The 23501-nt window shown below is 72.4% G+C and carries 31 protein-coding genes; 19 read left to right on the top strand and 12 right to left on the bottom strand.

The genetic code is table 11. From position 1 onward, the window contains the following. The first annotated feature begins 110 nt into the window (after positions 1-110). Together GWK16_RS10800 and dksA are read left to right on the top strand one after the other, a co-directional pair. Entirely contained in the window at positions 111-530 is a 420-nt protein-coding gene (locus GWK16_RS10800) for a flagellar assembly protein FliX (RefSeq protein ID WP_170053978.1), read from the top strand. Between the two features lie 147 nt (positions 531-677). Continuing rightward, a complete protein-coding gene (gene dksA, locus GWK16_RS10795) occupies positions 678-1094 on the top strand; it encodes an RNA polymerase-binding protein DksA (RefSeq protein ID WP_168038929.1) in 417 nt (138 codons plus the stop codon). 2 nt (positions 1095-1096) lie between these two features. On the opposite strand, the gene GWK16_RS10790 is transcribed toward dksA, so the two are convergent. The 5 genes from GWK16_RS10790 to flgF all read right to left on the bottom strand — a co-directional run bounded on the left by GWK16_RS10790 (position 1097) and on the right by flgF (position 5127). Then, positions 1097-1822 carry an SOS response-associated peptidase gene (locus GWK16_RS10790; RefSeq protein WP_170053977.1) on the bottom strand — a complete coding sequence of 242 codons (726 nt, stop codon included), beginning with the start codon at positions 1820-1822 and terminating at the stop codon, positions 1097-1099. Between the two features lie 73 nt (positions 1823-1895). Further along, on the bottom strand, positions 1896-2630 hold the full coding sequence (flgH, locus tag GWK16_RS10785) for a flagellar basal body L-ring protein FlgH (RefSeq protein WP_168038925.1): 735 nt from the start codon (positions 2628-2630) through the stop codon (positions 1896-1898). Between the two features lies 1 nt (position 2631). Further along, a complete protein-coding gene (gene flgA, locus GWK16_RS10780; RefSeq protein ID WP_170053976.1) occupies positions 2632-3585 on the bottom strand; it encodes a flagellar basal body P-ring formation chaperone FlgA in 954 nt (317 codons plus the stop codon). Continuing rightward, positions 3585-4370, bottom strand: a complete 786-nt coding sequence (gene flgG / locus GWK16_RS10775) for a flagellar basal-body rod protein FlgG (protein WP_170053975.1) — start codon at positions 4368-4370, stop codon at positions 3585-3587. Before flgG ends, flgA begins: the two co-directional genes overlap by 1 nt. A 13-nt stretch (positions 4371-4383) precedes the next feature. Further along, positions 4384-5127, bottom strand: a complete 744-nt coding sequence (flgF, locus tag GWK16_RS10770; protein ID WP_170053974.1) for a flagellar basal-body rod protein FlgF — start codon at positions 5125-5127, stop codon at positions 4384-4386. Positions 5128-5306: 179 nt separating this feature from the next. Here flgF and GWK16_RS25230 point away from each other — a divergent pair, with 179 nt between their 5' ends. The 9 genes from GWK16_RS25230 (at position 5307) to speE (ending at position 13293) form a co-directional block, all read left to right on the top strand. Beyond that, complete coding sequence (locus GWK16_RS25230) at positions 5307-5843, top strand: flagellar basal body-associated FliL family protein (RefSeq protein ID WP_248291310.1); 537 nt, start codon at positions 5307-5309, stop codon at positions 5841-5843. Further along, a complete protein-coding gene (fliM, locus tag GWK16_RS25225) occupies positions 5840-6895 on the top strand; it encodes a flagellar motor switch protein FliM (RefSeq protein WP_338144458.1) in 1056 nt (351 codons plus the stop codon). The genes GWK16_RS25230 and fliM overlap by 4 nt, the downstream gene beginning before the upstream one ends. Before the next feature lie 3 nt (positions 6896-6898). Continuing rightward, positions 6899-7330, top strand: coding sequence for a DUF6468 domain-containing protein (locus GWK16_RS10760; RefSeq protein WP_170053972.1), 432 nt, complete (start codon positions 6899-6901; stop codon positions 7328-7330). Further along, the gene (locus tag GWK16_RS10755; RefSeq protein ID WP_170053971.1) at positions 7327-7953 is read left to right on the top strand and encodes a MotE family protein; all 627 of its coding nucleotides are present in this window, start codon (positions 7327-7329) and stop codon (positions 7951-7953) included. Before GWK16_RS10760 ends, GWK16_RS10755 begins: the two co-directional genes overlap by 4 nt. 18 nt (positions 7954-7971) lie before the next feature. After that, on the top strand, positions 7972-8352 hold the full coding sequence (locus GWK16_RS10750) for a chemotaxis response regulator CheY (protein WP_170053970.1): 381 nt from the start codon (positions 7972-7974) through the stop codon (positions 8350-8352). After that, positions 8345-8935 (top strand): protein phosphatase CheZ, encoded by a 591-nt coding sequence (locus GWK16_RS10745; RefSeq protein WP_170053969.1) that lies wholly within the window; start codon positions 8345-8347, stop codon positions 8933-8935. The genes GWK16_RS10750 and GWK16_RS10745 overlap by 8 nt, the downstream gene beginning before the upstream one ends. Beyond that, the gene (locus GWK16_RS10740) at positions 8935-11724 is read left to right on the top strand and encodes a hypothetical protein (protein WP_170053968.1); all 2790 of its coding nucleotides are present in this window, start codon (positions 8935-8937) and stop codon (positions 11722-11724) included. Before GWK16_RS10745 ends, GWK16_RS10740 begins: the two co-directional genes overlap by 1 nt. Positions 11725-11886: 162 nt before the next feature. Continuing rightward, positions 11887-12345 (top strand): adenosylmethionine decarboxylase, encoded by a 459-nt coding sequence (speD, locus tag GWK16_RS10735; RefSeq protein ID WP_170053967.1) that lies wholly within the window; start codon positions 11887-11889, stop codon positions 12343-12345. A gap of 78 nt (positions 12346-12423) precedes the next feature. After that, complete coding sequence (gene speE, locus GWK16_RS10730) at positions 12424-13293, top strand: polyamine aminopropyltransferase (protein ID WP_170053966.1); 870 nt, start codon at positions 12424-12426, stop codon at positions 13291-13293. Between the two features lie 139 nt (positions 13294-13432). Here speE and fliP read toward each other — a convergent pair whose 3' ends face one another. From fliP to GWK16_RS10715, 3 genes are read right to left on the bottom strand one after another with little or no spacing between them, the layout of a single operon-like run. Beyond that, the gene (gene fliP / locus GWK16_RS10725) at positions 13433-14164 is read right to left on the bottom strand and encodes a flagellar type III secretion system pore protein FliP (RefSeq protein WP_170054413.1); all 732 of its coding nucleotides are present in this window, start codon (positions 14162-14164) and stop codon (positions 13433-13435) included. Continuing rightward, complete coding sequence (locus GWK16_RS10720) at positions 14164-14424, bottom strand: flagellar biosynthetic protein FliO (RefSeq protein ID WP_170053965.1); 261 nt, start codon at positions 14422-14424, stop codon at positions 14164-14166. The genes fliP and GWK16_RS10720 overlap by 1 nt, the downstream gene beginning before the upstream one ends. 31 nt (positions 14425-14455) lie before the next feature. Continuing rightward, positions 14456-14722, bottom strand: coding sequence for a hypothetical protein (locus GWK16_RS10715; protein ID WP_170053964.1), 267 nt, complete (start codon positions 14720-14722; stop codon positions 14456-14458). A gap of 87 nt (positions 14723-14809) precedes the next feature. Between GWK16_RS10715 and GWK16_RS10710 the strand changes: the two genes are divergently transcribed. From GWK16_RS10710 to recA, 8 genes are all read left to right on the top strand, one after another. Further along, positions 14810-15202: a flagellar basal body rod protein FlgB gene (locus GWK16_RS10710; RefSeq protein ID WP_170053963.1), complete on the top strand. Its 393-nt coding sequence runs from the start codon at positions 14810-14812 to the stop codon at positions 15200-15202. Between the two features lie 12 nt (positions 15203-15214). Next, entirely contained in the window at positions 15215-15625 is a 411-nt protein-coding gene (gene flgC / locus GWK16_RS10705) for a flagellar basal body rod protein FlgC (RefSeq protein ID WP_170053962.1), read from the top strand. After that, on the top strand, positions 15622-15921 hold the full coding sequence (locus GWK16_RS10700) for a flagellar hook-basal body complex protein FliE (protein WP_170053961.1): 300 nt from the start codon (positions 15622-15624) through the stop codon (positions 15919-15921). Before flgC ends, GWK16_RS10700 begins: the two co-directional genes overlap by 4 nt. Positions 15922-15928: 7 nt before the next feature. Further along, positions 15929-16198, top strand: coding sequence for a flagellar biosynthetic protein FliQ (locus GWK16_RS10695; protein ID WP_170053960.1), 270 nt, complete (start codon positions 15929-15931; stop codon positions 16196-16198). After that, positions 16195-16971, top strand: coding sequence for a flagellar biosynthetic protein FliR (locus tag GWK16_RS10690; protein WP_170053959.1), 777 nt, complete (start codon positions 16195-16197; stop codon positions 16969-16971). The genes GWK16_RS10695 and GWK16_RS10690 overlap by 4 nt, the downstream gene beginning before the upstream one ends. 3 nt (positions 16972-16974) lie before the next feature. Beyond that, positions 16975-18039, top strand: a complete 1065-nt coding sequence (locus tag GWK16_RS10685) for an EscU/YscU/HrcU family type III secretion system export apparatus switch protein (protein WP_170053958.1) — start codon at positions 16975-16977, stop codon at positions 18037-18039. After that, positions 18036-19556, top strand: a complete 1521-nt coding sequence (locus GWK16_RS10680; RefSeq protein WP_170053957.1) for an ATP-binding protein — start codon at positions 18036-18038, stop codon at positions 19554-19556. Before GWK16_RS10685 ends, GWK16_RS10680 begins: the two co-directional genes overlap by 4 nt. Before the next feature lie 192 nt (positions 19557-19748). Next, complete coding sequence (gene recA / locus GWK16_RS10675; RefSeq protein ID WP_211187318.1) at positions 19749-20795, top strand: recombinase RecA; 1047 nt, start codon at positions 19749-19751, stop codon at positions 20793-20795. A gap of 79 nt (positions 20796-20874) precedes the next feature. Here recA and GWK16_RS10670 read toward each other — a convergent pair whose 3' ends face one another. The 4 genes from GWK16_RS10670 to GWK16_RS10655 all read right to left on the bottom strand — a co-directional run bounded on the left by GWK16_RS10670 (position 20875) and on the right by GWK16_RS10655 (position 23390). Further along, entirely contained in the window at positions 20875-21648 is a 774-nt protein-coding gene (locus GWK16_RS10670) for an enoyl-CoA hydratase (RefSeq protein ID WP_170053956.1), read from the bottom strand. 66 nt (positions 21649-21714) lie between these two features. After that, a complete protein-coding gene (locus GWK16_RS10665) occupies positions 21715-21924 on the bottom strand; it encodes a DUF1127 domain-containing protein (protein WP_170053955.1) in 210 nt (69 codons plus the stop codon). Between the two features lie 75 nt (positions 21925-21999). Next, entirely contained in the window at positions 22000-23211 is a 1212-nt protein-coding gene (locus tag GWK16_RS10660) for a flavin-dependent oxidoreductase (protein ID WP_170053954.1), read from the bottom strand. After that, complete coding sequence (locus tag GWK16_RS10655) at positions 23211-23390, bottom strand: hypothetical protein (protein ID WP_170053953.1); 180 nt, start codon at positions 23388-23390, stop codon at positions 23211-23213. Before GWK16_RS10655 ends, GWK16_RS10660 begins: the two co-directional genes overlap by 1 nt. Positions 23391-23501: the final 111 nt, after the last annotated feature.

Here is a 23501-nt window from a genome sequence, read left to right as displayed (position 1 = left end):
GCCGGCGGGGTTCCTGGCGCAAGGGGCATGCCAGGGCGGGCGGGGGGACGGCCCGGCAGGAAGTGCCGCCGGGCGGCGCCGAATGCCGGACGACCGGCAGAGGAGGATGCATGGTGGTGATCCGCGGTGTCGGCGGTGGGTCCCCCGTCCGGCCCGGCCGCGGCGGCCGCGGCGGTCCGGGCGGCTTCGCGCTGGGCGGCGCGGGGGAGGCGCAGGGTGCCGGCGCGGCCTCGGCCGTTGTTGCGCCGGCGGCGGTGGGGCTGCTCGCCCTGCAGGAAGGGGCGCCGGCGGCCGACCGTGATGCGCGGGGCGCGCGGCGCGCGCAGGCGCTGCTGCGGGAACTCGCGGGTCTGCAGGCGGACCTGCTGGCCGGCCGGCTGGAGGCATCGCGACTCGGCACCCTGGCTGCGCTGGCGGACGGCGAGACCCCGGCGGACCCGGCGCTTGCCGCGGCCCTCGCGGCCATTGCGCTGCGGGCGCGGATCGAGCTTGCGCGCCTCAGTCACGAACGATCTTCGTCACGAGACTGAAAACCGCGACGTATCAGGGATTTGCCTCGAAAGCCCCCCTTGGCTTTTCCCAGGGGCCGCGTCTATGTTCCGCCCGCTTTCGCGAGGGGGTGTCACGCCGCCGCCGGAGCAGGCGGGTGCGACGACACGCCGGGGGAAGGACTGAATATGCTTGTGACTCTGCCGCCCGACTACCGACCCTCGGATGCCGAGGAGTTCATGAACCCCCTGCAACTCGAGTATTTTCGCCAGAAGCTGCTCCGCTGGCGCCAGGATCTCCTCCGCGAAGCCGGCGAAACCCTCTCCTCACTCTCCGAAGGCGGCATCGCCGAGCCGGATCTCACCGACCGGGCCAGCGTCGAGACGGACCGGGCCCTCGAACTCCGCACCCGGGACCGGGCCCGCAAGCTGATCAGCAAGATCGACCAGGCCATCGACCGGATCGAGAACGGCACCTACGGCTACTGCGAGGAAAGCGGCGAGCCCATCGGCCTCCGCCGCCTGGAAGCCCGCCCCATCGCCACCATGAGCATCGAGGCGCAGGAGCGCCACGAGCGCATGGAGCGGGTCCACCGCGACGACTGACGCTAGGTCCGCCGAAGGACATCCGGCGGCGGATCGTCGAGTTCCGGCGGCGCGACCGCGAGAGGGTCCCGCTCGATCAGGCCCTCGTCGTTTTCCGCCACGCGTCCCACGCGCGCAGCCACGGGCCAGAAGGCCAGCAAGGCGTCCTCGGCTGGCCGCAGCATGCCGGACAGGGCTGGCTCGTCGTCCCCCGACAGCCACACGTCCCAGGTCTCCGGCGGCAGGATGACCGGCATCCGGTCGTGCAGCAGCGCCTGTCGCCCGGCGGAGGCGCAGGTCACGATCGTGTAGGTGCGGAGCCAGTCCCCGTCCGGCTGCTTCCACCCTTCCCACAGGCCGGCGCAGACCATCGGTGCGCCATTCCGCAGGGCGCAGGCGAAGGGTTGCTTGGCCTTGCCTTCGCCCCGCCATTCGAAGAACCCGTCCATCGGCACCAGGCAGCGGCGCTTGCGGAAGGCCTCGCGGAAGGCCGGCTTCTCCGCGACCGATTCGCCGCGCGCATTCATCATCCGCGCAGCGCCGGTCATGTCCTTGGCCCAGCGCGGCACCAGCCCCCAGCGCAGCACGTCGAGGTGCCGCTGCCCGGTTTCGGGGTGCCGCCGCAGCACCAGACCCTCCTGAGTCGGCGCCTTGTTGAAGGACGGCGGCAGGTTCGGGGTCGCGTTGCTGGCACCGACGAAGCGCGCGATCTCCCCCGAAGACCGCGCCTGGAAATACCTGCCGCACATGTCCGTTGTCCGCCTTGCACGTAGCCGCGACGCCAACCCTATGCGCAAGCCGGAAAGGCGGGCAGGGGGGCCTTCAGAACGGCAGGATGATGTCGAGCAGTTCCTGCCCGGTCCGTGGCCGTTGCACGTCGCTGATGGTCCCGCGCCCGCCATAGGCGATGCGCGCCTCGGCCAGCCGGTCGTGCCGCACCGTGTTGTCGCTCGCGATGTCCTGCGGCCGGATGACGCCGCCCACCGTCAGGTCCCGCAGCTCGCTGTTCACCCGCACCTGCTGCCGGCCCGTCAGCACCAGATTCCCGTTCGGCAGCACCTGCGTCACCGTCGCCGCGACGCGCAGGGTGACGCTTTCGTTGCGGCGGATCGAGCCGGTGCCGTTCACCCCGCTGGTCGAATTCGCCTCGACCAGCCGCGAGGGATCGATCCCGGTCGGGAACAGCCGAGCATAGGACGACTGCAGGCCGAGCATCTGCGGGATGCCCATCCCCTCGCTGTTGTCGCGCGACCGCACGGTGCGGTTCTGCAGTTCCGCCTCGTCGGCGATCGCGACCAGCACGGTGACGAGGTCGCCGACTGCCGCCGCGCGCTGGTCGCGCAGGAAGGTCCGGCTGCCCGGCCGCCACAGCGAATTGTTCGCGAGCGGCGGATCCTGCGGGTTCGGCATCGGCATCGACACCGGCCGCCAGCGCGGATCGGCCGTCGGGTTCACCACGCCGGCCATCTCCGGCGCGTCGCCCAGGCGCGACAGCCGCTCGGCCCCCGAACAGGCGGCGGCGATCAGCGGCAGCATCAGCAACAGGGCACGGCGCATCTCAGCCCCTCCGTCCTGGGGTCATCGGCATCGCGCCGGGGGTGACGCGCACCCGGCCCGGCCCGATCGCGATCGCCTCGACCACCGAGCGCGACATCAGGTTCATCACCGGCAGCCTCTCGCCCAGCGCCGCCGCGTCCAGCGCGCGGCCCTGCGCAGTCAGCGCGATGCCCGGCGCCTCCAGAACCATCACCACCGGCTGGTTCTTCGCGACCACCGTCGCGGCGATCAGGTCGACCAGCATGAAGGGCAGGTCGGCGCCGATCGGCCGGCGCATCTGCTTGCCGATCACCTCCTCGGCGCGCTGGGCCGTGCCGGGGCGGACGCGTTCGGCGCGCAGGCGGCGTTCCTCGACATCGCCGGGGCGCACCGCCTCGCCGACCGTGATGCGTCGCGCGGCGAGCACCACTGGCACGGTCGGCACGGCGCGGCCGGTGATGCGGGTGCGCTGCGTCGCCATGCCCTCGGCCGCGACGGCCAGCGTCGCGGCGAAGCGGCGCGTCGCACCGTCGTAGGAGGGCGTCTCGATCGCGATCTCGGGCAGCGCGGCGACCGGGACGACGGGCGGGGCGAAGCCCGGCAGTTCCAGTTCCGCCTCGCTATCGGCGCCGAGGCGCGTGATCTCGGCCCGCAGCAGCGCCTCGACCTCCTCGCGCGGCACCGGGCGGCCGGGGCGCTCGACGATGCTGCGCTCCTCGCCCGAGAGCGGTCGCCAGGCGAGCCCGTGCCGCCGCGCGATGGCGGCGAGGTTCGAGGCATCCAGCACCATCCGCCGCCCCGGCGGCGGTGCGGCGCCGATGGCCAGGCCCTCGAGCCGCCCGGCATTCTCGAAGATGTCGCCGAGGCGCAGCGTCGCTTCCTCGGCCATGACCACCGGGCGCGGCGCGGGCGGCAGCCCCTGCGCGCGTGCCGGTAGCGCGAGGCCCGCCAGAGCCAGGATCGACCGCCGGCGCATCAGCGCAGCCTCGTCAGCGTCGAGAGCATCTCGTCGGAGGCGGTGATGACGCGGGAATTCATCTCATAGGCGCGCTGGGCGGTGATCAGCGCCGTGATCTCCTGCACGACGTTGACGTTGGAGGTCTCGATGAAGCCCTGCATGGTCTGGCCGTAGCCGACCGCGCCGGGCGCGCCTTGCTGCGCCTCACCCGAGGCCGGGGTGGCGAGGAACAGGTTGTCGCCGATCGCCTCGAGCCCGCCTTCGTTGGCGAAGATCGCGAGCTGGATCTGGCCGACATTCTGCGGATTGGTCTGTCCGTCGATCTTGGCCAGCACTTCGCCGGTGGCGTTGATCGTCACGTCGCGCGCATTGGCCGGGATGGTGATGCCCGGCTGCACGACAAAGCCTTCCGCGGTGACGATGGTGCCTTCCGCCGACAGGCCGAAGGTGCCGTCGCGGGTATAGGCGGTCTCGCCCGAGGGCAGCTGGATCTGGAAATAGCCGTTGCCGCGGATGGCGAGGTCGAAGCGGTTTTCCGTCTGCTGCAGGTTGCCCTGCTCGCTGATCCGATAGACGGCCGCCGTGCGCACGCCGAGGCCGATCTGCGCGCCCGAGGGCAGCACCGTGCCGGTGTCGGCGGATTGAGATCCGGTGCGGCGGAGGTTCTGGTAGATCAGGTCCTGGAACTCGGCCCGGCGGCGCTTGAAGCCGGTGGTCGAGATGTTGGCGATGTTGTTGGAGATGACCTCGACATTGGTCTGCTGGGCCATCATGCCGGTGGCGGCGACGTGGAGGGATCGCATCTCGGTCTGACCCTTACGAGCGACGGCGCAGGATGCGCTCGACGGCGGTTGACAGGCGCTCGCCCTCGCGCTCGGCGAACTGGGCGGCGAACTGGAATTCGCGGAGCTCGGCGGTCAGGCGCGTCATCTCCTGGATCGGCTGGACGTTGCTGCCCTCGAGCACGCCCTGGCGGATGCCGGGGCGCTCGAGCGCCTCGGGCTGCGCGCCGGCGGCGTCGAAGTGGCGGTCGCCCTCGGCGCGCAGCGCCTGCGGGTTGTCGAAGCGCACCACGCGGATGCGGCCGAGCACGCCGTTCTCGCTGCGGATGGTACCGTCGCCCGTGACCTCGATGCGGGTGTCGTTGGGCGCGACGGCGATGGGCGCGCCGGCGGTGCTCAGCAGCGCCGCCCCTTCCATGTCCACGATCCGCCCGCCATCGCCGATGGTGAAGCGGCCGGCGCGGGTGAAGCGTTCCCCGCCCGGCGTCTCGACGGCGAAGAAGCCCTCGCCGGTCAGCGCCAGGTCGAGCGGATTGCCGGTCGACTGCATGCTGCCCGACTGCATCTCCCGCCAGGTGGCGCGGTCCTGGACGAAGGCGGTCTCGCGCATCCCCGGCGCCTGGCCGGCGGCGGATTGCCGCGCGACGAAGGCACCGAACACCTCCCGGTGCGCCCGGAAGCCCGGCGTGTCGGCATTGGCGACGTTGTTCGCCAGCACCTGCGTCGCCCGCGACTGCAGCGTGAGGCGGGAGAGGATGATGTAGCCCGGGCTGTCCATGCGGCGCGTCTCCGGTGGTGGCGGGGACGGAAAGGGCAATGCGCGTGCCAGCGCCGGCGGCGGGTCCGGCCGGCAGGACCTGCCGAGGGGCGGCAGGAGGTGCTGCGCGCCCGGCAAAGGCGCGGCGCAAGCCTTCCTTAACGGCGCCCGCCGATGCTGGCCCCGGACAGAGGTGCGGGATGTCGGCGGCGGCCCAGGCGGAACATGGCGAGGACGGCAAGGCCAAGGGTGGCGGGAAGAAGAAGATCCTGCTGCTCGCGCTGCCGCTCATCCTGGCCGGCGCCGGGGCAGGGCTGTGGTTCAGCGGCGTTCTGCCGTCGCTGCTCGGCATGGGCCGGCACACGGTGGCCGACGGCTATGCCGAGGCGCGCCCCGAAGCCCCGCGCCCGCCGACCTTCTTCGACATGCCGGAGATCGTCACGAACCTGAACGCACCGGGCCGGCGGCCGGTCTTCGTGAAGCTGCGCAGCAAGCTCGAGATCACGCGCGCCGAGGATGCCGCCGCGATCCAGCAGGCGATGCCGAGGCTTCTCGACCTGTTCCAGACCTACCTGCGGGAGACCCGACCGGAGGAACTGCGCGGATCCGCCGGCACCCACCGGCTGCGGGAGGAGCTGGTCGCGCGCGCCAACATCGCCGTCGCCCCGCCCGCCGGCAGCACCCAGCCCGCACCGCGCATCACCGACGTCCTGTTCACGGAGATCCTGATCCAGTGAGCGGCAGCCAGGAGGAGGACGATCTCGCCGCGGCCTGGGGCGCGGCACTCGAGGACGAAGGCGCCGCACCGGCGCCGGACGCGACGCGCGTGCTGAACCAGGCCGAGATCGACAGCCTGCTCGGCTTCGAGAGCGGACCCTCCGGCACCGCCGACGAAAGCGGCATCCAGAAGATCATCTCCTCGGGCCTCGTCTCCTACGAGCGCCTGCCGATGCTCGAGATCGTCTTCGACCGCCTGGTGCGGCTGATGTCGACGACGTTGCGCAACTTCACCTCGGACAATGTGGAAGTGTCCATCGACGGCATCGTCTCGCTGCGCTTCGCGGACTATCTGAATTCGATTCCGCTGCCGGCGATGCTTGGCGTCGCGCGAGCGGACCAATGGGACAATTACGGCCTGGTGGTGGTGGATTCCGCGCTGATCTACTCGGTGGTGGACGTGCTGCTGGGCGGGCGGCGGGGCACCGCGGCGATGCGCATCGAGGGCCGTCCCTACACCACCATCGAGCGCACCCTGGTCGAGCGCCTGATCGGCGTGGTGCTGGACGACCTGACCTCCGCCTTCGAACCGCTCTGCCCGGTCGAGTTCAAGTTCGACCGGCTCGAGGTGAACCCGCGCTTCGCCGCCATCTCCCGCCCGTCCAATGCCTGCGTGCTGGTGCGGCTGCGCGTCGACATGGAGGACCGCGGCGGGAAGCTCGAGCTGCTGCTGCCTTACGCCACGCTGGAACCGGTGCGCGAGCTGCTGCTGCAGCAGTTCATGGGCGAGAAGTTCGGCCGCGACAGTATCTGGGAAACCCACCTCGCCGACGAACTGCTGAGCACGGAGATCGCGCTCGACGTCGTGCTGGACGAGCAGGTGCTGCCGCTGTCGTCGGTGATCTCGCTGAAGGTGGGCGACCGGATCGCCCTCGGCGTCGCCCCTGGCGCGCCGGTGCGGCTGCGCTGCGGGGAGGTGCCGCTCTTCGAAGCGGAACTCGGCCGGCAGGAGCAGCGGCTCGCCGTGCGCATCGCCCGAGAATTCGCCCGTGGCCGCCGGGCGGAGGCCTGAGCCATGTCCCCTCTCGAATGGATCCTGCAACTGGTGCTGCTGGGCCTCCTCGGCGCCGCGATCCCCTTCGCCTTGCGCCTGGAACGCGCGCTGCGGGAGATCCGCCGCGACCGCGCCGCGATGGACGGCAGCGCCCAGGGGCTGAACGAGGCCGCCCGCATGGCCGAGGCCGCGATGGTCCGTCTGCGCGCCTCGGCGGAACTGTCCGGCCGCCAGGTCGCCGAACGCACGGCCGCCGCGGAACCGCTGCGCGACGACCTGCGCTACCTGGTCGAACGCGCCGAGGCGCTGGCCGACCGGCTGGAAGGTCTGGTGCGCAACGGCCGTCCGCTCGCCGCCGAGATGCCGCGCCCGGCCGAGGCCCCGCTGCAGAGCCAGGCCGAGCGGGACCTGATCCGCGCGCTCGCCGCCGGCCTGCCGAAGGCCGCGCGATGATGCCGCGACCGCGCCTGTTGCCGCTCGCGATCCTCGCCATGGCGGCACTGTTCCTGGTCAAGGCGGACGCCCTGGTCGGCGCGCTGTTCGGCCGGGCGGCGCCGGTCGCCCCGGCCCGCGCGGCCGATCCGCCGCCGCCGGTGCGCGCCGAGCGCCCGCCGCCGCCGCCGCCGGCGCAGCAGCCCACCGTCCCGCCGCCCACGCCCGCCGACCAGGCCGAACGTGCGCTGCTGGAACAACTCCGGGCCCGGCGCACCGAGATCGATGCGCGCGAGCAGACCGTCGCCGCGCAGGAGATCGTCCTGCAGGCCGCCGAGCGCCGCATCGCGCGGCGGGTCGAGGAGCTGACCGCGCTGCAGCAGCGCCTGGAGGCGCTGGAGCGCGTCCGCGTCGACCGCGAGGAGGCAGGATGGCGCGGCCTGGTCCGTACCTATGAGGCGATGCGCCCGCGCGACGCGGCGACGATCTTCAACGAGCTCGAGATGCCGGTGCTGGTCGAGATCCTCGACCGCATGGGCGAACGCAAGGCCGCGCCGGTGATCGGGGCCATGCGTCCCGACAAGGCGCGGGAGGTGACGGCCGAACTGGCGCGCCAGCGCGCCCGCCGCACCGCGATGGATTGACGGAGGGGACAGCCGCCCATGGATCGCAACATCAACGTCCTGATCGTGGACGACTACCGGACGATGCTCCGCATCATCCGCAACCTGTTGAAGCAGCTCGACTTCAACAACGTGGACGAGGCGACGGACGGGCAGGAGGCCCTGGCCAAGCTGCGCGCCGGGAATTTCGGCCTGGTCATCAGCGACTGGAACATGGCGCCGATGACGGGCCTCGACCTGCTGAAGGAGGTGCGGGCTGACGCCCGGCTCAAGCAGATCCCCTTCATCATGATCACCGCCGAGAGCAAGACGGAGAACGTCATCGCGGCCAAGCAGGCCGGCGTGTCGAACTACATCGTCAAGCCCTTCAACGCCGAGACGCTGCGCGAGAAGATCGAGAAGGTGATGGTCCATGCCTGACGGCACCCCCACCGGGCCGGAGGAGGACCGGATCGAGGCCGCGGTCCGCGCCGTGCTGATGAGCATGGCCGGCGACCTGACGGCCAAGGAGGCGGCGCTGCTCGCCGAATTCGAGGCGCTCGGCCGCACCATCGCGCGCGCCAAGGCGGAGATCGCGCAGCTCGCCGTCGATGACATCACCGGGGCGCACATCCCCTCGGCGACGGACGAGCTCGACGCCATCGTCGGCCACACGGCGCAGGCGACGAACGAGATCCTCGACTGCTGCGAGACGCTGGAGCGCCTGGAAGCCGAAGTGCCCGCCGCCGCGGCCGCGACGCTGCAGGGGGCGGTGACGCGCATCTACGAGGCCTGTTCCTTCCAGGACATCACCGGCCAGCGCATCGGCAAGGTGGTCGCGGCGCTGAAGGCGATCGAAAGCCGTGTCGCGGCCGCCGTCGCCAGTGCGAGCGGCCGTGCGGCGTCGGCCGAACCCGAAGCGCGCCCGCGCACCGAGGGCGAGGAGCTCGCCAACGGCCCACAATTGCCGGCAAGCGCGTCCTCCCAGGCGGAGATCGACCGGCTGCTCGCGAGCTTCGACTGATGCGCGGCGCGGCGGCCGGGATGGCGCTGCTGCTGGTCCTGGCCGCACCGGCCGGGGCGCAGGAGGCGCCGCGCGTGCCGCTGCGTGTCGGCACCCATGCCGATCACGGGCGCCTGGTCTTCGACTGGCCGCGCCGCGTCGGCTACTCCGTGGCCGAGGAACCGGACGGGCTCCGCCTGCGTTTCGAGGCGCCGGGGGAGATCGATCTCGGCGCGGCACGCCGGCCCACACGCAATCTCGTCGCCGTGGCCGAGGAGAACGGTGCGATCCTGATCCGCGCCGCGCCGGGCGCCCGCATCCGGCATTTCCGCCTCGGCAACCGTGTCGTGGTGGACCTGATGGATGCGGCGCCCGCCACGCCGCCGGCACCGCCGCGCCCGCCGCCCGAGCCCCTCGCACCGCCCCGGCCGCGCAGCGCGACGGCCGAGGTGCCGCCGCCACCCGAACCGGCGCGACCCGCGCCACCCGCCGCCGAGGCCCGCGCCGAGCCGCGTCCCGCGCCGGTCGCGGCGGCCGTTCCCGGACCGCTGTCCATCCGCCCGGCGCGCGACCGCGCGGCGATCGTGGTGCCGGCCGGGGAGGGCAGCGGCCTTGCGCTCCTGCGCCGCGGAGACAGCCTGATCGCCATCCTCGACCGTGCCCTGGACTTCGACCTGGGAATGTTGCGCGGCCATCCGGTCTTCGCGGGGATGGAGATGACGGTCACGCCGGACGCGACCATCCTGCGGCTGCCGGCCCCCGCACCGGCACGGCTCCAGGCCCGTCGGGAGGGGACGGCTTGGACCATCGAGGCGACGCGCGACACGCCCGCCGAAGCGCCGACCCTGCGCGCCGTGCCCGATCCCGGCCCGCCGCCGCGCCTCGCCCTGCAGGGCGCGGCCGACCCTGGCGGCATCGTCGCCGTCGCCGATGCCGAGACCGGCGAAACGATCATCGTCGCCACCTTGCGGGCACCGGGGCCCGGCATGGCGAGCGGCCGGCGCCTGCCGGAAATCGACCTGCTGCCGACCATGATGGGCGCGGCGGTGCTCGCGCGGTCCGACCGCGTGTCGCTGCGCGCCCTGCCGGACCGCATCGTGGTCGAGGCAGCAGGCGGCGCCCTGGCGTTCGGGCCCGCGGCGGGGCGGGAGCCGCCGCCGCGATCGGCGGCGCTGACGCGCCTGCTCGACCTGCCCGTCGCGCCCGTGCCTACGCTGCTGGAGCGGCTGCGGGTGCAGCTTCTCGCGGTGAACGAGGCCCCGCCGCTCTCGCGCGGCGCCCTGCGGCGCGACGCGGCCGAGACGCTGCTCGCCCTCGGCATGCCCCAGGAAGCCCAGGCCATGGCGGGCCTCGCGCTGCGGGAGGACCCGCGGGCGCGGGACGATGCGCGGCTGATCCTGGCGCAGGGCGCGGCGGCGCTGCTCGCCGGCCGGCCGGCGGAGGCGCGCGGCATCGCCGATCCACGCCTGCCGCCCGGCGACGAGGTCGATCTCTGGCGCGCCTTGTTGTCGGTGGCCCAAGGGGAACCGGCCTTCGCCGCCCTGGTCGCCGGGGCACCGCTCCTGCTTGCCTATCCGGAGGCGCTGCGCGACCGCCTGCTGCCGGTCGCGCTCGAGGCCATGGCGACGGGCGGGGAAGCCGCGCGCGCGGCGCGCCTCGTCACGGAAGCGGCTGACGTGCCGGGGCTCGACCTCGCCCGTGCACTGGTTGCCGAGGCCGAGGGCCGCGACGCCGAGGCGCTCGCCGCCTTCGACGCCATCGGCCGTGGGGCGGACCGGCGCCAGCGCGGCATTGCGCTGCGCCGCGCGGCGGAACGGCGCCTGGCGCGCGGCGATATCGACGCGGCCGGCGCCGCGCGGGCGCTGGAACAGTCGCTGTTCGCCTGGCGCGGCGGCGCGCAGGAAGTCGCGCTGCGCCGGCGCATCGCCGCCTTGCGGATCGCGGCCGGGGAGGGACCGGCCGCCTTCGCGATGGTCGAGGAAGCCGCGCGCTACTTCCCCGAGGACGCCGACGCGCTGCGCCCGGACCTGCGCGCGGCCTTCGCCGCCGCCCTGCAGACCGCGCCGCCGGCCGCCGCCACCATGATGTTCGACGCCCATCCCGATCTGCTGCCCGAGGGCGCGGCCGGTGAGGCTGCGGTGCTGCTGCTGGCCGACCGGCTTGCCGCGCTCGACCTCTCGGGCCGCGCGGCGGCCCTGCTCGACCAGGCGGCGGCGCGCGCGACGCCCGAGGCCCGCGCCGCGATCGGTGCGCGGCTGGCGTCGTTGCGCCTCCGGGATGGCGAGCCAGGCGCGGCGATCGCGGCGCTCGATCGCAGCGCGGCGGCGGGATTGCCCGAACCCCTCGCGCGCCAACGCATGCTGCTTCGCGCGCGTGCCATGGCGCGGCGCGGCGAACGGATCGCCGCCGATCAGATGTTGGCGGACCTTGGCCCCGCGGGCGCTGAACCACGCGCGGAATTGCGCGCCGAGGCGCAGGACTGGGCCGGTGCCGCGGCGGCCCAGATGGAACACCTCGCGGCCGCCATTCCGCCGCCGCCGGTGCCGCTCGGCCAGACGGAGCGCGTGGCGGTGGTGCGCGCGGCGGCCTATGCCGCGCTGGCGGGGGATGAGGCGCTGCTCGCCGGGCTGCGCGAATCGCATGGCATGCGCATGGACGGCGGTCCGCTGGCCGAGGCCTTCGCACTGATGACGTCCGATCCGCTGCGCGGCATCGCCGACCTTCCGCGCCTGCAACGGGAGATCGGAATGCTGCGTGTGCTGCCCGCCCGGCTGGAGGCCTTGCGGGGAGGCGTGCAGGTCGCGCGCTGAGATGCGCGTCCCCCGGGTGGGGGATCTGCAATTTTTCCGGTCCAGGGGGGAGAATTTCACTTGCACCCCCGGACCCCTTGCCTCATATCGCGCGGCCGTTGACCCAAATGATCGGACTTCCCCGATCGCCCTGGTCATCTGCTGGCTGGAAGGAGCCCTGACATGGAAGCTCTCGTCCAACCGGGGATGGTCTCGGATTTGCCGAGCGACACCCGGAACATTGACGAAGACCGCTCGGCGCAACCCGAGAAGGATTACTTCATCGCGCGCAACGGCATCCGTTACGCCGGCACGCACCTGATCATCGATCTGTGGGGCGCGACGAACCTCGACGACCCCGATCACATCGATGCGGTGTTGCGCGAGGCTGCGCTGGCGACCGGTGCGACGATCCTGCACGGGCATTTCCACCACTTCTCGCCGAACGGCGGGGTGTCGGGCGTGCTGGTGCTGGCCGAAAGCCACGTCTCCATTCATTCCTGGCCGGAGCGGGACTACGCCGCGCTCGACATCTTCGTCTGCGGCGATTGCGATCCGTATAAGGCGATCCCCGCCCTGAAGCGCGGCTTCCTGCCGGAGCGGGTGCAGCTCTCCGAGCACAAGCGCGGCCTGATCGGCTAAGTCGCCTTCCAGCGCCGACCTGAACGGGGGGCCGGACGGCAGCGTCCGGCCCCTTCGCGTGATAACGGGATCATCGCCATGGCCTACGACTTCTGGGTGAACGAGACGCTTTACGACGCCTGGGGCCAGCGCTTCCGGGTGAAGCGCGAGCTCGCGCGCGTGCAGTCCGGATTCCAGGACATCATGATCTTCGAGAGCGAGACGCATGGCCGCGTCATGATGCTCGACGGCGTGGTGCAGATTACGGAAGCGGACGAATTCTCCTACCAGGAGATGATCGCCCACGTGCCGCTGCTGGCCCATGGCGCGGCGAAGAACGTGCTCATCATCGGCGCCGGCGACGGCGGCGTGCTGCGCCGCGTGCTGCAGCACAAGGGCGTCGAGCGCGCCGTGATGGTCGAGATCGACGGCGAGGTGATCCGCCTGGCGAAGGAGTTCCTGCCCGGCATCGCCGGCGATGCCTGGAATGATCCGCGCGCGCAGGTGCTGGTCGCCGACGGCATCGACTACGTCCGCCAGGCCCCGGATGCGTCCTTCGACGTCGTGATCGTCGACAGCACCGACCCGATCGGCGTGGGCGAGGTGCTCTTCACCGACGAGTTCTACGCCAACTGCGCCCGTCTGCTGACGCCGCGCGGCCTGGTGGTGAACCAGTGCGGCGTGCCGCAGATGCAGGCGGACGAACTGCGCGAGACCTCGATCCGGCGCGGCAAGGCGTTCGCGGACATCTGGGCTTATGTCGCTGCGGTGCCGACCTATGTCGGCGGCTTCATGACGCTGGGCTGGGCGGGCAAGGACGCATCCTGCCGCGCCGTGCCGGTCGAGGAGATCCGCCGGCGTGCCGAAGCCGCGGGCATCCTCGGCACCACGCGCTACTGGACGCCGGAGATCCATGTCGGCGCCTTCCACCTGCCGCCCTACATCGCGGAACACCTGCCGCAGACGTAACGTCGTTCCGGCCGCCACGTGCGCGGCCACGCTCGCGGCGCCGGTCGCTGGCAGCCCCCTCGCGGGGCGCGCCGGGCCGGATGCCTGGGATCGATCCCGCTGGCGTGGCATGCCCGTGGCGGCCGGCTTCCCCCGACGTTCACGGGGGCTGGACGAATCCCTGCACCAGGGATGCGGCAACCAGCCGCCAGCCGTCCACCAATACGAAGAAGATCAGCTTGAACGGCAGCGCCACCACCGATGGCGGCAGCATCATCATGCCCAGCGACATCAGGACGCTGGCCACGACCATGTCGATGACGAGGAAGGGCAGGAAGAGCAGGAAGCCGATCTCGAAGGCGCGCTTGAGCTCGCTGACCATGAAGGCCGGCACCAGGGCGCGCCAGGGCGCGGCCTCGGGAGTCGCGGGCGCGGGAAGGTTCGCGAGGTCGAGGAACTGAAGCAGGTCGTCCTCGCGCACCTGGGCCGCCATGAAGCGGCGGAAGGGCTCGGCTGCGGCCTCGAGGCCGGCGATCTCCCCGATCCGCCCCTCTGCCATGGGCTGCAGGCCCTGGACCCAGGCGGCGTCGAACACCGGCTGCATCACGAAGAGCGTGAGAAACAGCGCGAGCCCCACCAGCACCGGGTTGGGCGGGATGCCCTGGGCGCCGATCGCGCTGCGCAGCAGCGCCAGGACGATGACGATGCGCGCGAAGGCGGTCGCCATCACCAGCAGCGACGGCGCCAGCGACAGCATCCCGATCAGGGCCGTGAGCTGCACGAGCCGCGCCGTCGCCCCCGCTTGGCCGGACTGGCCGAGGTCGATCGAGACGGATTGCGCGATCGCCGCGCCCGGGACCAGCAGCAGCGCCGCGAACAGGGCCGCGCGCATCACGCGCCGGTCTCCGGCAGCCAGCCGACGACCTGGTCCTGCGGCCCGCCGGTCAGCAGCAGCAACGCCCGCCCGTCGCAGCGCACGATCAGCAGGCGTCGGCGCGCGTCGAGCGCCAGCGCCTCCTCCACCCGCAGCCGACCGGTGCCGGAGGGCGCGAAGCCCGCGCGGCGCGCCAGGCGCCCGGCCAGCAGCACCAGGCCGACGACGGCGGCCAGGGCACCCGCGGCCGTCATCCATGTGCCCGTGTCGATGATCATGCCGCGGCCTCCTGCCGGCGGGTCCGTGGCTTCACGGCGGCGCCAGCCCCGCCCTCAGCCGGTCGAGCGCCACCACCAGCGCCTCGAGCCGGACGCGCACCTCCGGTACGGCGACGCGCGGCGCGGCGAGGGCCGCGACGCAGAGCCGCCCCATCTCGGCATCGAGGCCACCGAGATCGATGCGGCGCCGTTCGCTCGCCAGCGCCTCGGCGACGGCGAGCGTCGCCTCCATCGCCTCGATCGCGGCGAGGAGGCCGGCGGTCTGGCGTGCATCGGTGGTCAGGTCGGCCTGCGTCATCCGCGCCAGTGAAGGCCAGGTCGGGTTACCGCGCGGTTGTCGGCCGCATTAACCGATCCTTGGGCGCCGACATGCGAGGCCTTGGTCATGGACCCGACCCGCACCGGACCCGTCGCTCTCGCGGAAGCGCGCCTGCGTTGGCTCGACGCGCGGCAGCGCGTGCTGGCGCAGAACGTCGCCAATGCCGACACACCGGGCTATCGACCCTCGGACGTGCGGCCCTTCGCCGAGAGCCTTGCCGCCGCGCAGCCGGCCGGCGCGCTGCGGCGGACCGACCCGCGCCACCTCGCGTCCGGCGAAGGCGATGCCCGCGTGCAGCGGGAACGCCGCCTGCCGGAGACGACGATGGACGGCAACGGCGTCGCCCTGGACCGGGAGGCGCTGCGCATCGCCGATACCGAAACCGCGCATGCCCTCGCGATCGGACTGCACCGCCGCTACCTCGGGCTGTTCCGCACCGCGCTCGGACGCAATTCGTAAGGGGACAGGACGATGGACCTCGACCGCGCGCTCCGCATCTCGGCGGCCGGCATGCAGGCGCAGGCGACACGCCTGCGCGTGGTGGCCGAGAACCTCGCCAACCGCGACAGCACCGGGGAGACGCCGGGTGCGGATCCCTACCGGCGCAAGACCGTCACCTTCCGCAACCAGATGGACCGGGAACTGGGTGTCTCGACGCTGCGCGTCGCGCGCGTCGGCACCGCGGCCGGGGATTTCCCGGTGCGGCACGATCCGTCCCACCCCGCGGCCGACGCGCGCGGCTATGTCCGCGTGCCCAACGTCGACAGCCTGGTCGAGACCATGGACATGCGGGAAGCGCAACGGACCTACGCTGCGAATCTCTCGGTGCTCGAGGTGACGCGCGGCATGCTGACCCGCACCATCGAGGCCCTGCGCACATGACGCTCGCGCTTGCTCCCGCCGGCGTCGCCGCGGCCTATCGCGCGGCGGATGCGTTGCCGCAGGCGCAGGCCGGCCCGGGCGGCGGCTTCGGGGCGGCGCTCGCTCGCGCCGTCGACCAGGCGGTGGAGGTCGGCCGCAACGCCGACGCCACGACCAGCCGCGCCCTGACCGGCGAGGGCAGCGTGACCGACGTCGTGCTCGCGGTCGGGCGCGCGGAGCTGACGCTGCAGACCGCCGTCGCGGTGCGCGACCGCGTCGTCGCCGCCTACCAGGACGTGATGCGGATGCCGATCTGAGGGCGCAGTGAACGAAGTCGCGCTCGCCGCGCGGGAGGCGCTGCTGGTCAGCCTGCAGGTCGGCGGGCCGATCCTGGTACTGATGCTCGGCGTCGGCCTCGTCATCGCCGTGCTGCAGGCGCTGACGCAGGTGAACGAGGCGACGCTCGCCTTCCTGCCGAAGCTGCTCGCGCTCGCGGCCGCGATGCTGATGCTGGGGCCCTTCATGGCCGGCGTGCTGCGCGGCTATGCGGCCAGCCTGTTCGACGCGGTGGTGCAGGTCGGGCTCAAGGGGTGAGCGAGGCGGAGCTCCTCGCCACCCTGCCGGTGCTGGCATTCCAGGCGGTGCTGGTCTTCGCGCGGCTCGGCGCGGCCGCGATGGTGCTGCCGGGCCTGGGGGAGGAGGAGGTGCCGGCGCCGGTGCGGCTCGGCCTCGGCCTTGGGCTGGTGCTGCTGATGCTGCCGGGCCTCGCGCCGGGGCTGCCGCAGGTGCCGGATGCGGCCACGGAAACCGTGCGGATGATCGGCATCGAGGTCGCGATCGGGCTCTGGCTGGGTGGGCTGGCGCGGCTGGTCGCCATGGCGATGGCGGTGGCGGGGCAGGCGATCGCGCTGCTGCTGGGCCTTGCCCAGGCGCTGGTACCGGATCCGTCGCTGGGGGGCGCGGGCACGGCGACGGGGCGGATGCTGTCGCTCGCGGCAACGGTCGTCGTCCTGGCGACGGGCCTCTACGTCGTTCCGCTGCGGGCGATCGTCGAGTCCTACGGCCTGTTCCCGGTCGGCGATCCCTTCCCGGCGGGGCCTGCGGCCGAAGCTCTCGCGGAGGCCGCGACCGCCAGCCTGGCCCTGGCACTGCGGCTCGCCGCGCCCTTCGTGCTGGCGGCGATCCTGGTGAATGTCGCGCTCGGCCTGCTGTCGCGCATCGCGCCGCAGGTCCAGGTCTATTTCGTCGCGGTGCCCGGGCAGGTGCTTCTGGGGCTGGCGCTGCTCGCCGCGGTCATGCCGGCGCTGCTCGGCGCCTTCGCCGAGGCGGCGCGCGCCGCCTTCCTCGACCTGCCTGGCCTGCGCTGATCCATGGCCGAGGAGGGCGGCGGCAGCGAAGCCGAAGACCGCACGGAAGCCGCAACCCCGCGGCGGCTCGAAAAGGCGCGGGAGGAGGGCGATGTCGCGCTCTCCCGCGAACTCGCCGGCTTCGGTGCGCTGGCCGGCGGCGTGCTGGGGCTGATGATCGGGCTGCCCTCGCTCGGGATGGACATGCTGCGCGGGTTGCGCGTGCTGATGGCCCGCGCGCAGGAGGTCGAGGCGCTGTCCGGCGCGATGGAGATGGGGCGCCTTGGCCTGCTCGCCCTGCTGCCCGTGGCGGGCTTGGCGGCGGTGGGTGCGATCGCGGCGACGCTGATCCAGACGCGGCTCGCCATCCATGCGAAGGCCATCGCGCCCCAGGCCGGCCGCATCAGCCCGCGTTCGGGACTCAAGCGCCTCATCGGCACGGATGCGGCGATCGAACTCGTGCGCACGCTGATCAAGCTTGGTCTCGTGGGGGCTGCGCTAGGGTGGGCCATCGGCGATCCGGGGCACGCGGTGGCGCTGATGAGCCAGCCCGCCGCGGCGTTGCTCGCCGCCGGCGGCCGCGCGGCGCTTGACTTGGCTCTCGCCGCGCTCGGCGCCTTCGCGGCGATCGCGATGCTCGACTGGCTCTGGGTCCGCTGGCGGCACCTGCATCGGCTGCGCATGTCGCGCCAGGACCTGCGCGAGGAAATGCGCGAGAGCGAAGGCGATCCCCAGGTGAAGGGCCGGCTGCGGCAGCTGCGCCAGCAGCGTGCCCGCGGCCGCATGATGGCGGCCGTTCCGAAGGCGGCGGTCGTCATCACCAACCCGACGCATTTCGCCGTGGCGTTGGCCTATGAGAAGGGATCGAGCGCCGCCCCGCGCGTCGTCGCCAAGGGGGCGGATGCCGTCGCGGCGCGCATACGTGCGCTCGCGGAGGACTCGGGCGTGCCCATCGTGTCCAACCCGCCGCTCGCCCGCGCCCTGTTCCGCGTGGACCTGGATGCGGAGATCGCGCCCGAGCATTATCAACTCGTGGCTGAGATCATCGCCTATGCCTGGCGTCTGGGGTCGCGGGAAGGATCGGGGTGAACGAAGCGGATCGCATTGCGGCGGATTTCGGCCGGCTGTTCGAAGCGGAGGAGGAGGCCGGGCTCGCCGTGCTGGACACGGAAGGGCGCATCCGGCTGGCCAATCCGGCGCTCTGGGCGTTGTGCGGCGCGGGCCCGACGCCGGTGACGGGCGGCACAGTGGTCGCCCTGTTCGCGGAGGAGACGCAGGCGGCCGTCGCCGGCGCCGTCAGCGCGGCCATAGCCGGTCCGCCCGCCCCGCCGGCCGTCGCGGCCCGGCTTGCCGACCCGACGTTGCCACCCGATGCGGCGGTGGAAGTGCATTGCCGGCCGCTCCGGGGCGAACCGGGCGCATTGATGCGCGTGGTCGATGTCACCGCGCGGCGGCGCATGCAGCGGCAACTCGAGGAAGGCGCCCGCCTGCGGACGGTGGGCCAGCTCGCCGGCGGCGTTGCGCATGACTTCAACAATCTGCTCGCCGTCATCACGGGCGCGGCGGAAGCAGCGCTGGCGCGGGGCGGCGCCGGGACGGAGGAGGAACTCCGCGGCATCCTCGATGCCGCTGGCCGGGGGGCGCGCCTCGTGAAGCAACTGTTGGCCTTTGCGAGCCGTCAGACCCTCGCGCCGCAGGTGATCGCGCTCGGTGATGCCGTGGCGACGATGGAACCGCTGCTGATGCAGTTGCGGGGCGCGCGGCTGGCGCTGGAACTCGATCTGCCGCGGCCGGGGCCGCTGGTCCGGGTCGACCTTGCGCAACTCGACCAGGTGCTCGTGAACCTGGTGGTGAATGCGCGTGAGGCGATGGCCGATGCCGGCACGATCCGCATCGCGCTCGCTGCGCGGACGCTGACAGCCGAGGAGGTCGCGCAGGGATCCGTGATCCCGCCCGGGGACTGGGCGGTCCTCTCGGTGTCCGACGAGGGGCGCGGCATCGCGCCGGAGATCCTGCCGCGGGTCTTCGAGCCCTTCTTCACGACGCGGCGCGGGCAGGGCGGTACCGGGCTCGGGCTGTCGACCGTGCTCGGGATCATGCGGCAGTCGGGCGGGCATGTGTCGGTGGCACCGGGTCAGGGGCAGGGGACGGTGTTCCGGCTGTGGTTCCCCGCGGTGCACGGCGCCGCGCCGGCGGCGCGCGAGGAGGCCGCGACGGCCGAGCCCCCCGGGCCCGCGCGGCGCCGCGTGCTGTTGGTCGACGACGAGCCGGCGATTCGCCTGCTCGCCCGACGCGCGCTGGAAAGCGCTGGCCATGAGGTGCAGGTCGCCGAGGATGCAGAGACCGCGCTGGACGCCGTCGGCGCGGGCTTCGTGCCGGATGTGGTCGTCTCGGACGTGACGATGCCTGGCGAGATGGACGGGATCGGGCTCGCCCGCGCCCTGCGCGACGCGCGGCCGGGCCTGCCGGTGATCCTGGTGTCGGGCTATTCCGAGGGCACGGTGGGCGAGGGCGTCGCGGGCCTGGGCATCCGCTTCCTGGAAAAGCCGTTCCGCATGGCGGAGCTGGTCGCGGCAGTGGGCGAGGCCGCGCCGGCTCGGGATTGATGTTCTCAATCTGTTCTTGATGGCGCCCCGGCTTTGGCGCATCCTTCGCTTGCACCGAATCGCCCCGTCATGCGCGGGTGGAGCGGTCCGGGCATCACGGGCGACTCCCCGAGGCCCTGTATCCATTGGCGATAGACGCCCAGGGGAATTCTCGTTATGGTTGATAAATCTTCGCTGGAGCGGGGGAAGGGCATGGACAAGGGAAAGGCGCTGGACGCCGCGCTGAGCCAGATCGAGCGGGCCTTCGGCAAGGGCTCGATCATGCGGCTCGGCGCCAAGCAGTCCCAGCAGGGCGATATCGAGGTCGTCTCGACCGGTTCGCTCGGCCTCGACCTCGCACTCGGCATCGGTGGCCTGCCCAAGGGGCGCATCGTCGAGATCTACGGGCCTGAATCCTCGGGCAAGACGACGCTGGCGCTGCACGTGATCGCCGAGGCGCAGAAGCGCGGCGGCACCTGCGCCTTCGTGGATGCCGAGCATGCGCTCGACCCGGGCTATGCCAAGAAGCTCGGCGTCGATGTCGACAACCTTCTGATCAGCCAGCCGGACGCGGGCGAGCAGGCGCTCGAGATCGCGGACACGCTGGTGCGGTCGGGGGCGATCGACGTGCTGGTGGTCGACTCCGTCGCGGCGCTGGTGCCGCGCGCGGAACTCGAAGGCGAGATGGGCGACAGCCATGTCGGCCTGCATGCCCGCCTGATGTCCCAGGCGCTGCGCAAGCTGACGGGCTCGGTCGCCAAGTCGAACACGCTGATGATCTTCCTCAACCAGATCCGGTTGAAGATCGGCGTGATGTTCGGCAACCCGGAGACCACGACGGGCGGCAACGCGCTGAAGTTCTACGCCTCGGTCCGCATGGAGATCCGTCGCATCGGCGCGATCAAGGAACGCGACGAGGTCACCGGCAACCACACCCGCGTGAAGGTGGTGAAGAACAAGATGGCCCCGCCGTTCCGCGAGGTCGAGTTCGACATCATGTATGGCGAGGGCATCAGCAAGGTCGGCGAGCTGATCGACCTCGGCGTGAAGGCCAATGTGGTGGAGAAGTCGGGCGCCTGGTTCTCCTGCGACAGCCAGCGGATCGGCCAGGGGCGCGAGAACGCCAAGCAGTTCCTGCGCGATCATCCCGAGATGGCCAATTCGATCGAGCAGCGCATCCGTGGCCAGGCCGGGCTGCTGGCGGACCAGATGCTGGTCGGCGAAGGCGGCGAGGACGACGAGCCGCTGGCCGCCGAATAGTCCCGGTTTCCAAAGGCCTTTCGGCCTTTGGTGGGGAGAGGCGCGGAGAGGGGCAAAGCCCCTCTCCGTTTTTCATGCGCTACTTCCTCGCCTTGCGTTCCATGAACCCGCCGAGCATCCGGCGCGGTTCCTCGGTCTTCCACGACGCCGCGAAGGCCTCGACCCCGGCGGCGATGCCCTCGGTGACCGAGATGTCCTCCCACCGCCGGATCAGCGCCTTCTGCGACCGGATGGCGTGAGGACCTGCGTCGAGCAGCATCCCAATCCATTCCTCCACCGCGCTGTCGAGCGCATCCGGCGCGACGACGCGTTCCACCAGGCCCCAGTCCAGCGCCTCTGCCGCGCCGATCGTCTCGGCGAGCAGCAGCAGCCGCCGCGTGCGCCCCCAGCCGATCAGCCCCGGCAGCAGCGCGGCCTCGACGACCGAGGGGATGCCGACACGCACCTCCGGCATGCCGAACTTCGCGACGTCGGCGGCGATGCGCAGATCGCAGGCCGCGGCGATCTCGAGGCCCGCACCGAGGCACCAGCCATTCACCCGCGCGATCACCGGCACGGGGCAGTCGCGCACGGCGCGGCAGCAGCCATGGACCAGGCGGATGAAGGCCTCGCCCTGCGCTTCGCTGTCCACCGCGGCCATGACGGAGATGTCGGCGCCGCCGATGAAGGCGCGCGGGCCGGCGCCGGTCAGCACCACGGCGCGCAGCTCGTTATCCTGGCCGAGTGCGGCGAAGGTCGCCGCGAAGTCCTGCATCAGGTCGGGGTTCAAGGTGTTCAACTTGGCGTCGTGATCCACCGCCACATGCGCGACGCGACCGTCATGCGAGCGCCGCACATCCATCCGTCCTGCCATTCCGCTTCCTCCTTCGGGCGGCGCATGCTGCGCGCAGCAAGGCGCCGCGGAAAGGGCCGGGCCGGATCATCGCTGCCAGAAGGGCCGGCGCGCTTCCTGCCAGGCATCCTCGGCCGAGACCCCGATGTCGCGCAGCAGCCGCGGGTCGAGCTCGGCGAGGCGCTTGCGTTGCCGATGCCGTTCCAGCGCCGTGGCGATGGCGACGAGCACCTGCGTCAGCCGGTCACTGCGCGGCCGCGGCGATGCTGCGATCCAGGTTCCGCTCCGAGTGGTCATCCTGCGCTCCTTCAATCGGCGTCAGGATGGCGTGGTCGCCTCCGCCCATGGTGCGGAGGCGGCCGAAGCGTGGCGTCACCGAGGCGCGGCGAATCCCGCCATGCGCGCATAGCCGCCGGCGATGGCGGCGAGGTCCTCGCGTGCGATGACGTCCTCGAGCCGCGCGAAGCCGTCCGGCGCGCGTTCCGAGACCACGTCGACGACGCGCTCGGGGCCGCCCTTGCGGTTGCTGCGCACGATCTCGGCGGTCTTGGGCAGACGGTCCGCCTCATAGGCCGCCAGGGCGGCGACCGGATCGCCGCCTGCCAGCAGAGCCGCAAGGCACCGCGCGTCGAGCACCGCCTGCGACGCGCCGTTCGATCCCACCGGATACATCGGATGCGCCGCGTCGCCGAGCAGCGTCACGCGCCCCTGCGTCCACCAGGGCAGGGGATCGCGGTCGCACATCGGGTATTCCCAGAACTCGGGCGTCGCGCGCACCAACGCCGCGACGTCCAGGAAGGGGATGCGGAAGCGCGCGACATGCGGCAACACCTCCTCGAGCCGGCCGGGCCGGGACCAGTCCTCGCGCCGCGGCGGCGGCTTCGTCGCATCGCCGATCTGCGCGCAGACGACCCAGTTGGTCAGCCGCGTGCCGGGCGTCGACCCGGCGGCGATGGGGTAGAGGACCAGCTTCTCCGTCATGTCGCCGGCGACGATCATGGTGTCGCCGCCCTCGAACTCCGGCCAGTCGATCGCGCCGCGCCACATCTGGATGCCGTTCCAGCGGATGCCGCCATCCTCGGGGTGCAGCGTCGCGCGCAGGACAGAATGGATGCCGTCGGCGCCGATCAGGACCTCGCCGCGCACGGCGCGCCCATCGGCGAAGCGTGCCGTCACCCCGGCCCCGTCCTGCTCGAAGCCGGCGAAGCGGGCGCCGGTGACGAGCGCCTCCGGCCCGAGGCGCTCGAGCGCCGCCTGCCACAGCACGGCGTGCAGGTGGCCGCGATGGATGGAGAATTGCGGCACCTCGTGCCCGGCCCAGGTGCCGCGCGGCTCGACCCAGATCTCCTGCCCGAAGCGATTCAGGTAGCGCAGCTCCCGCGTCCGTACCGCCACCGCATCCAGCGCCGGCAGCAGCCCGAGCGCGGCGAGTTCCCGGATCGCGTGGGGCAGGGTGTTGATGCCCACGCCCAGGGGCTTCACCTCGGTCGCGGCCTCGAAGACCCGGCAGGGAATGCCGCGCTCGTGCAGGGACAGCGCCAGCGTCAGCCCGCCGACGCCGCCACCGACGACGAGGACGGTCATCACTCCCGACCGGTGGCCGGCGGGACTTCGTCGAGATCCTCGGCCGGCCAGGCGGTGCGCGCCTCGGCGCGGCGCCGGGCGGCGCAGGCGACCGCCGCGAGGCCGGCGCCCGCGACCAGCGTCGCCGCACCCGCCACCGTCAGGCCGGCCAGGCCGACCGCCACAATACGAAGGATCATCACGCCCTCCCATCCGTCACGCGGGAATGATTCGTCAAGGATGCACGCGACGCTGGAAAGTCGCCCCGCCGGAACGATAGCCTGCGGCGCCGGTGCCCTGCGTGCTCTAGC

The sequence above is a fragment of the Neoroseomonas marina genome, assembly GCF_012927745.1.
In the GTDB taxonomy this organism is placed as follows: domain Bacteria; phylum Pseudomonadota; class Alphaproteobacteria; order Acetobacterales; family Acetobacteraceae; genus Neoroseomonas; species Neoroseomonas marina.
This window is presented reverse-complemented; position numbering and strand designations above follow the sequence as displayed.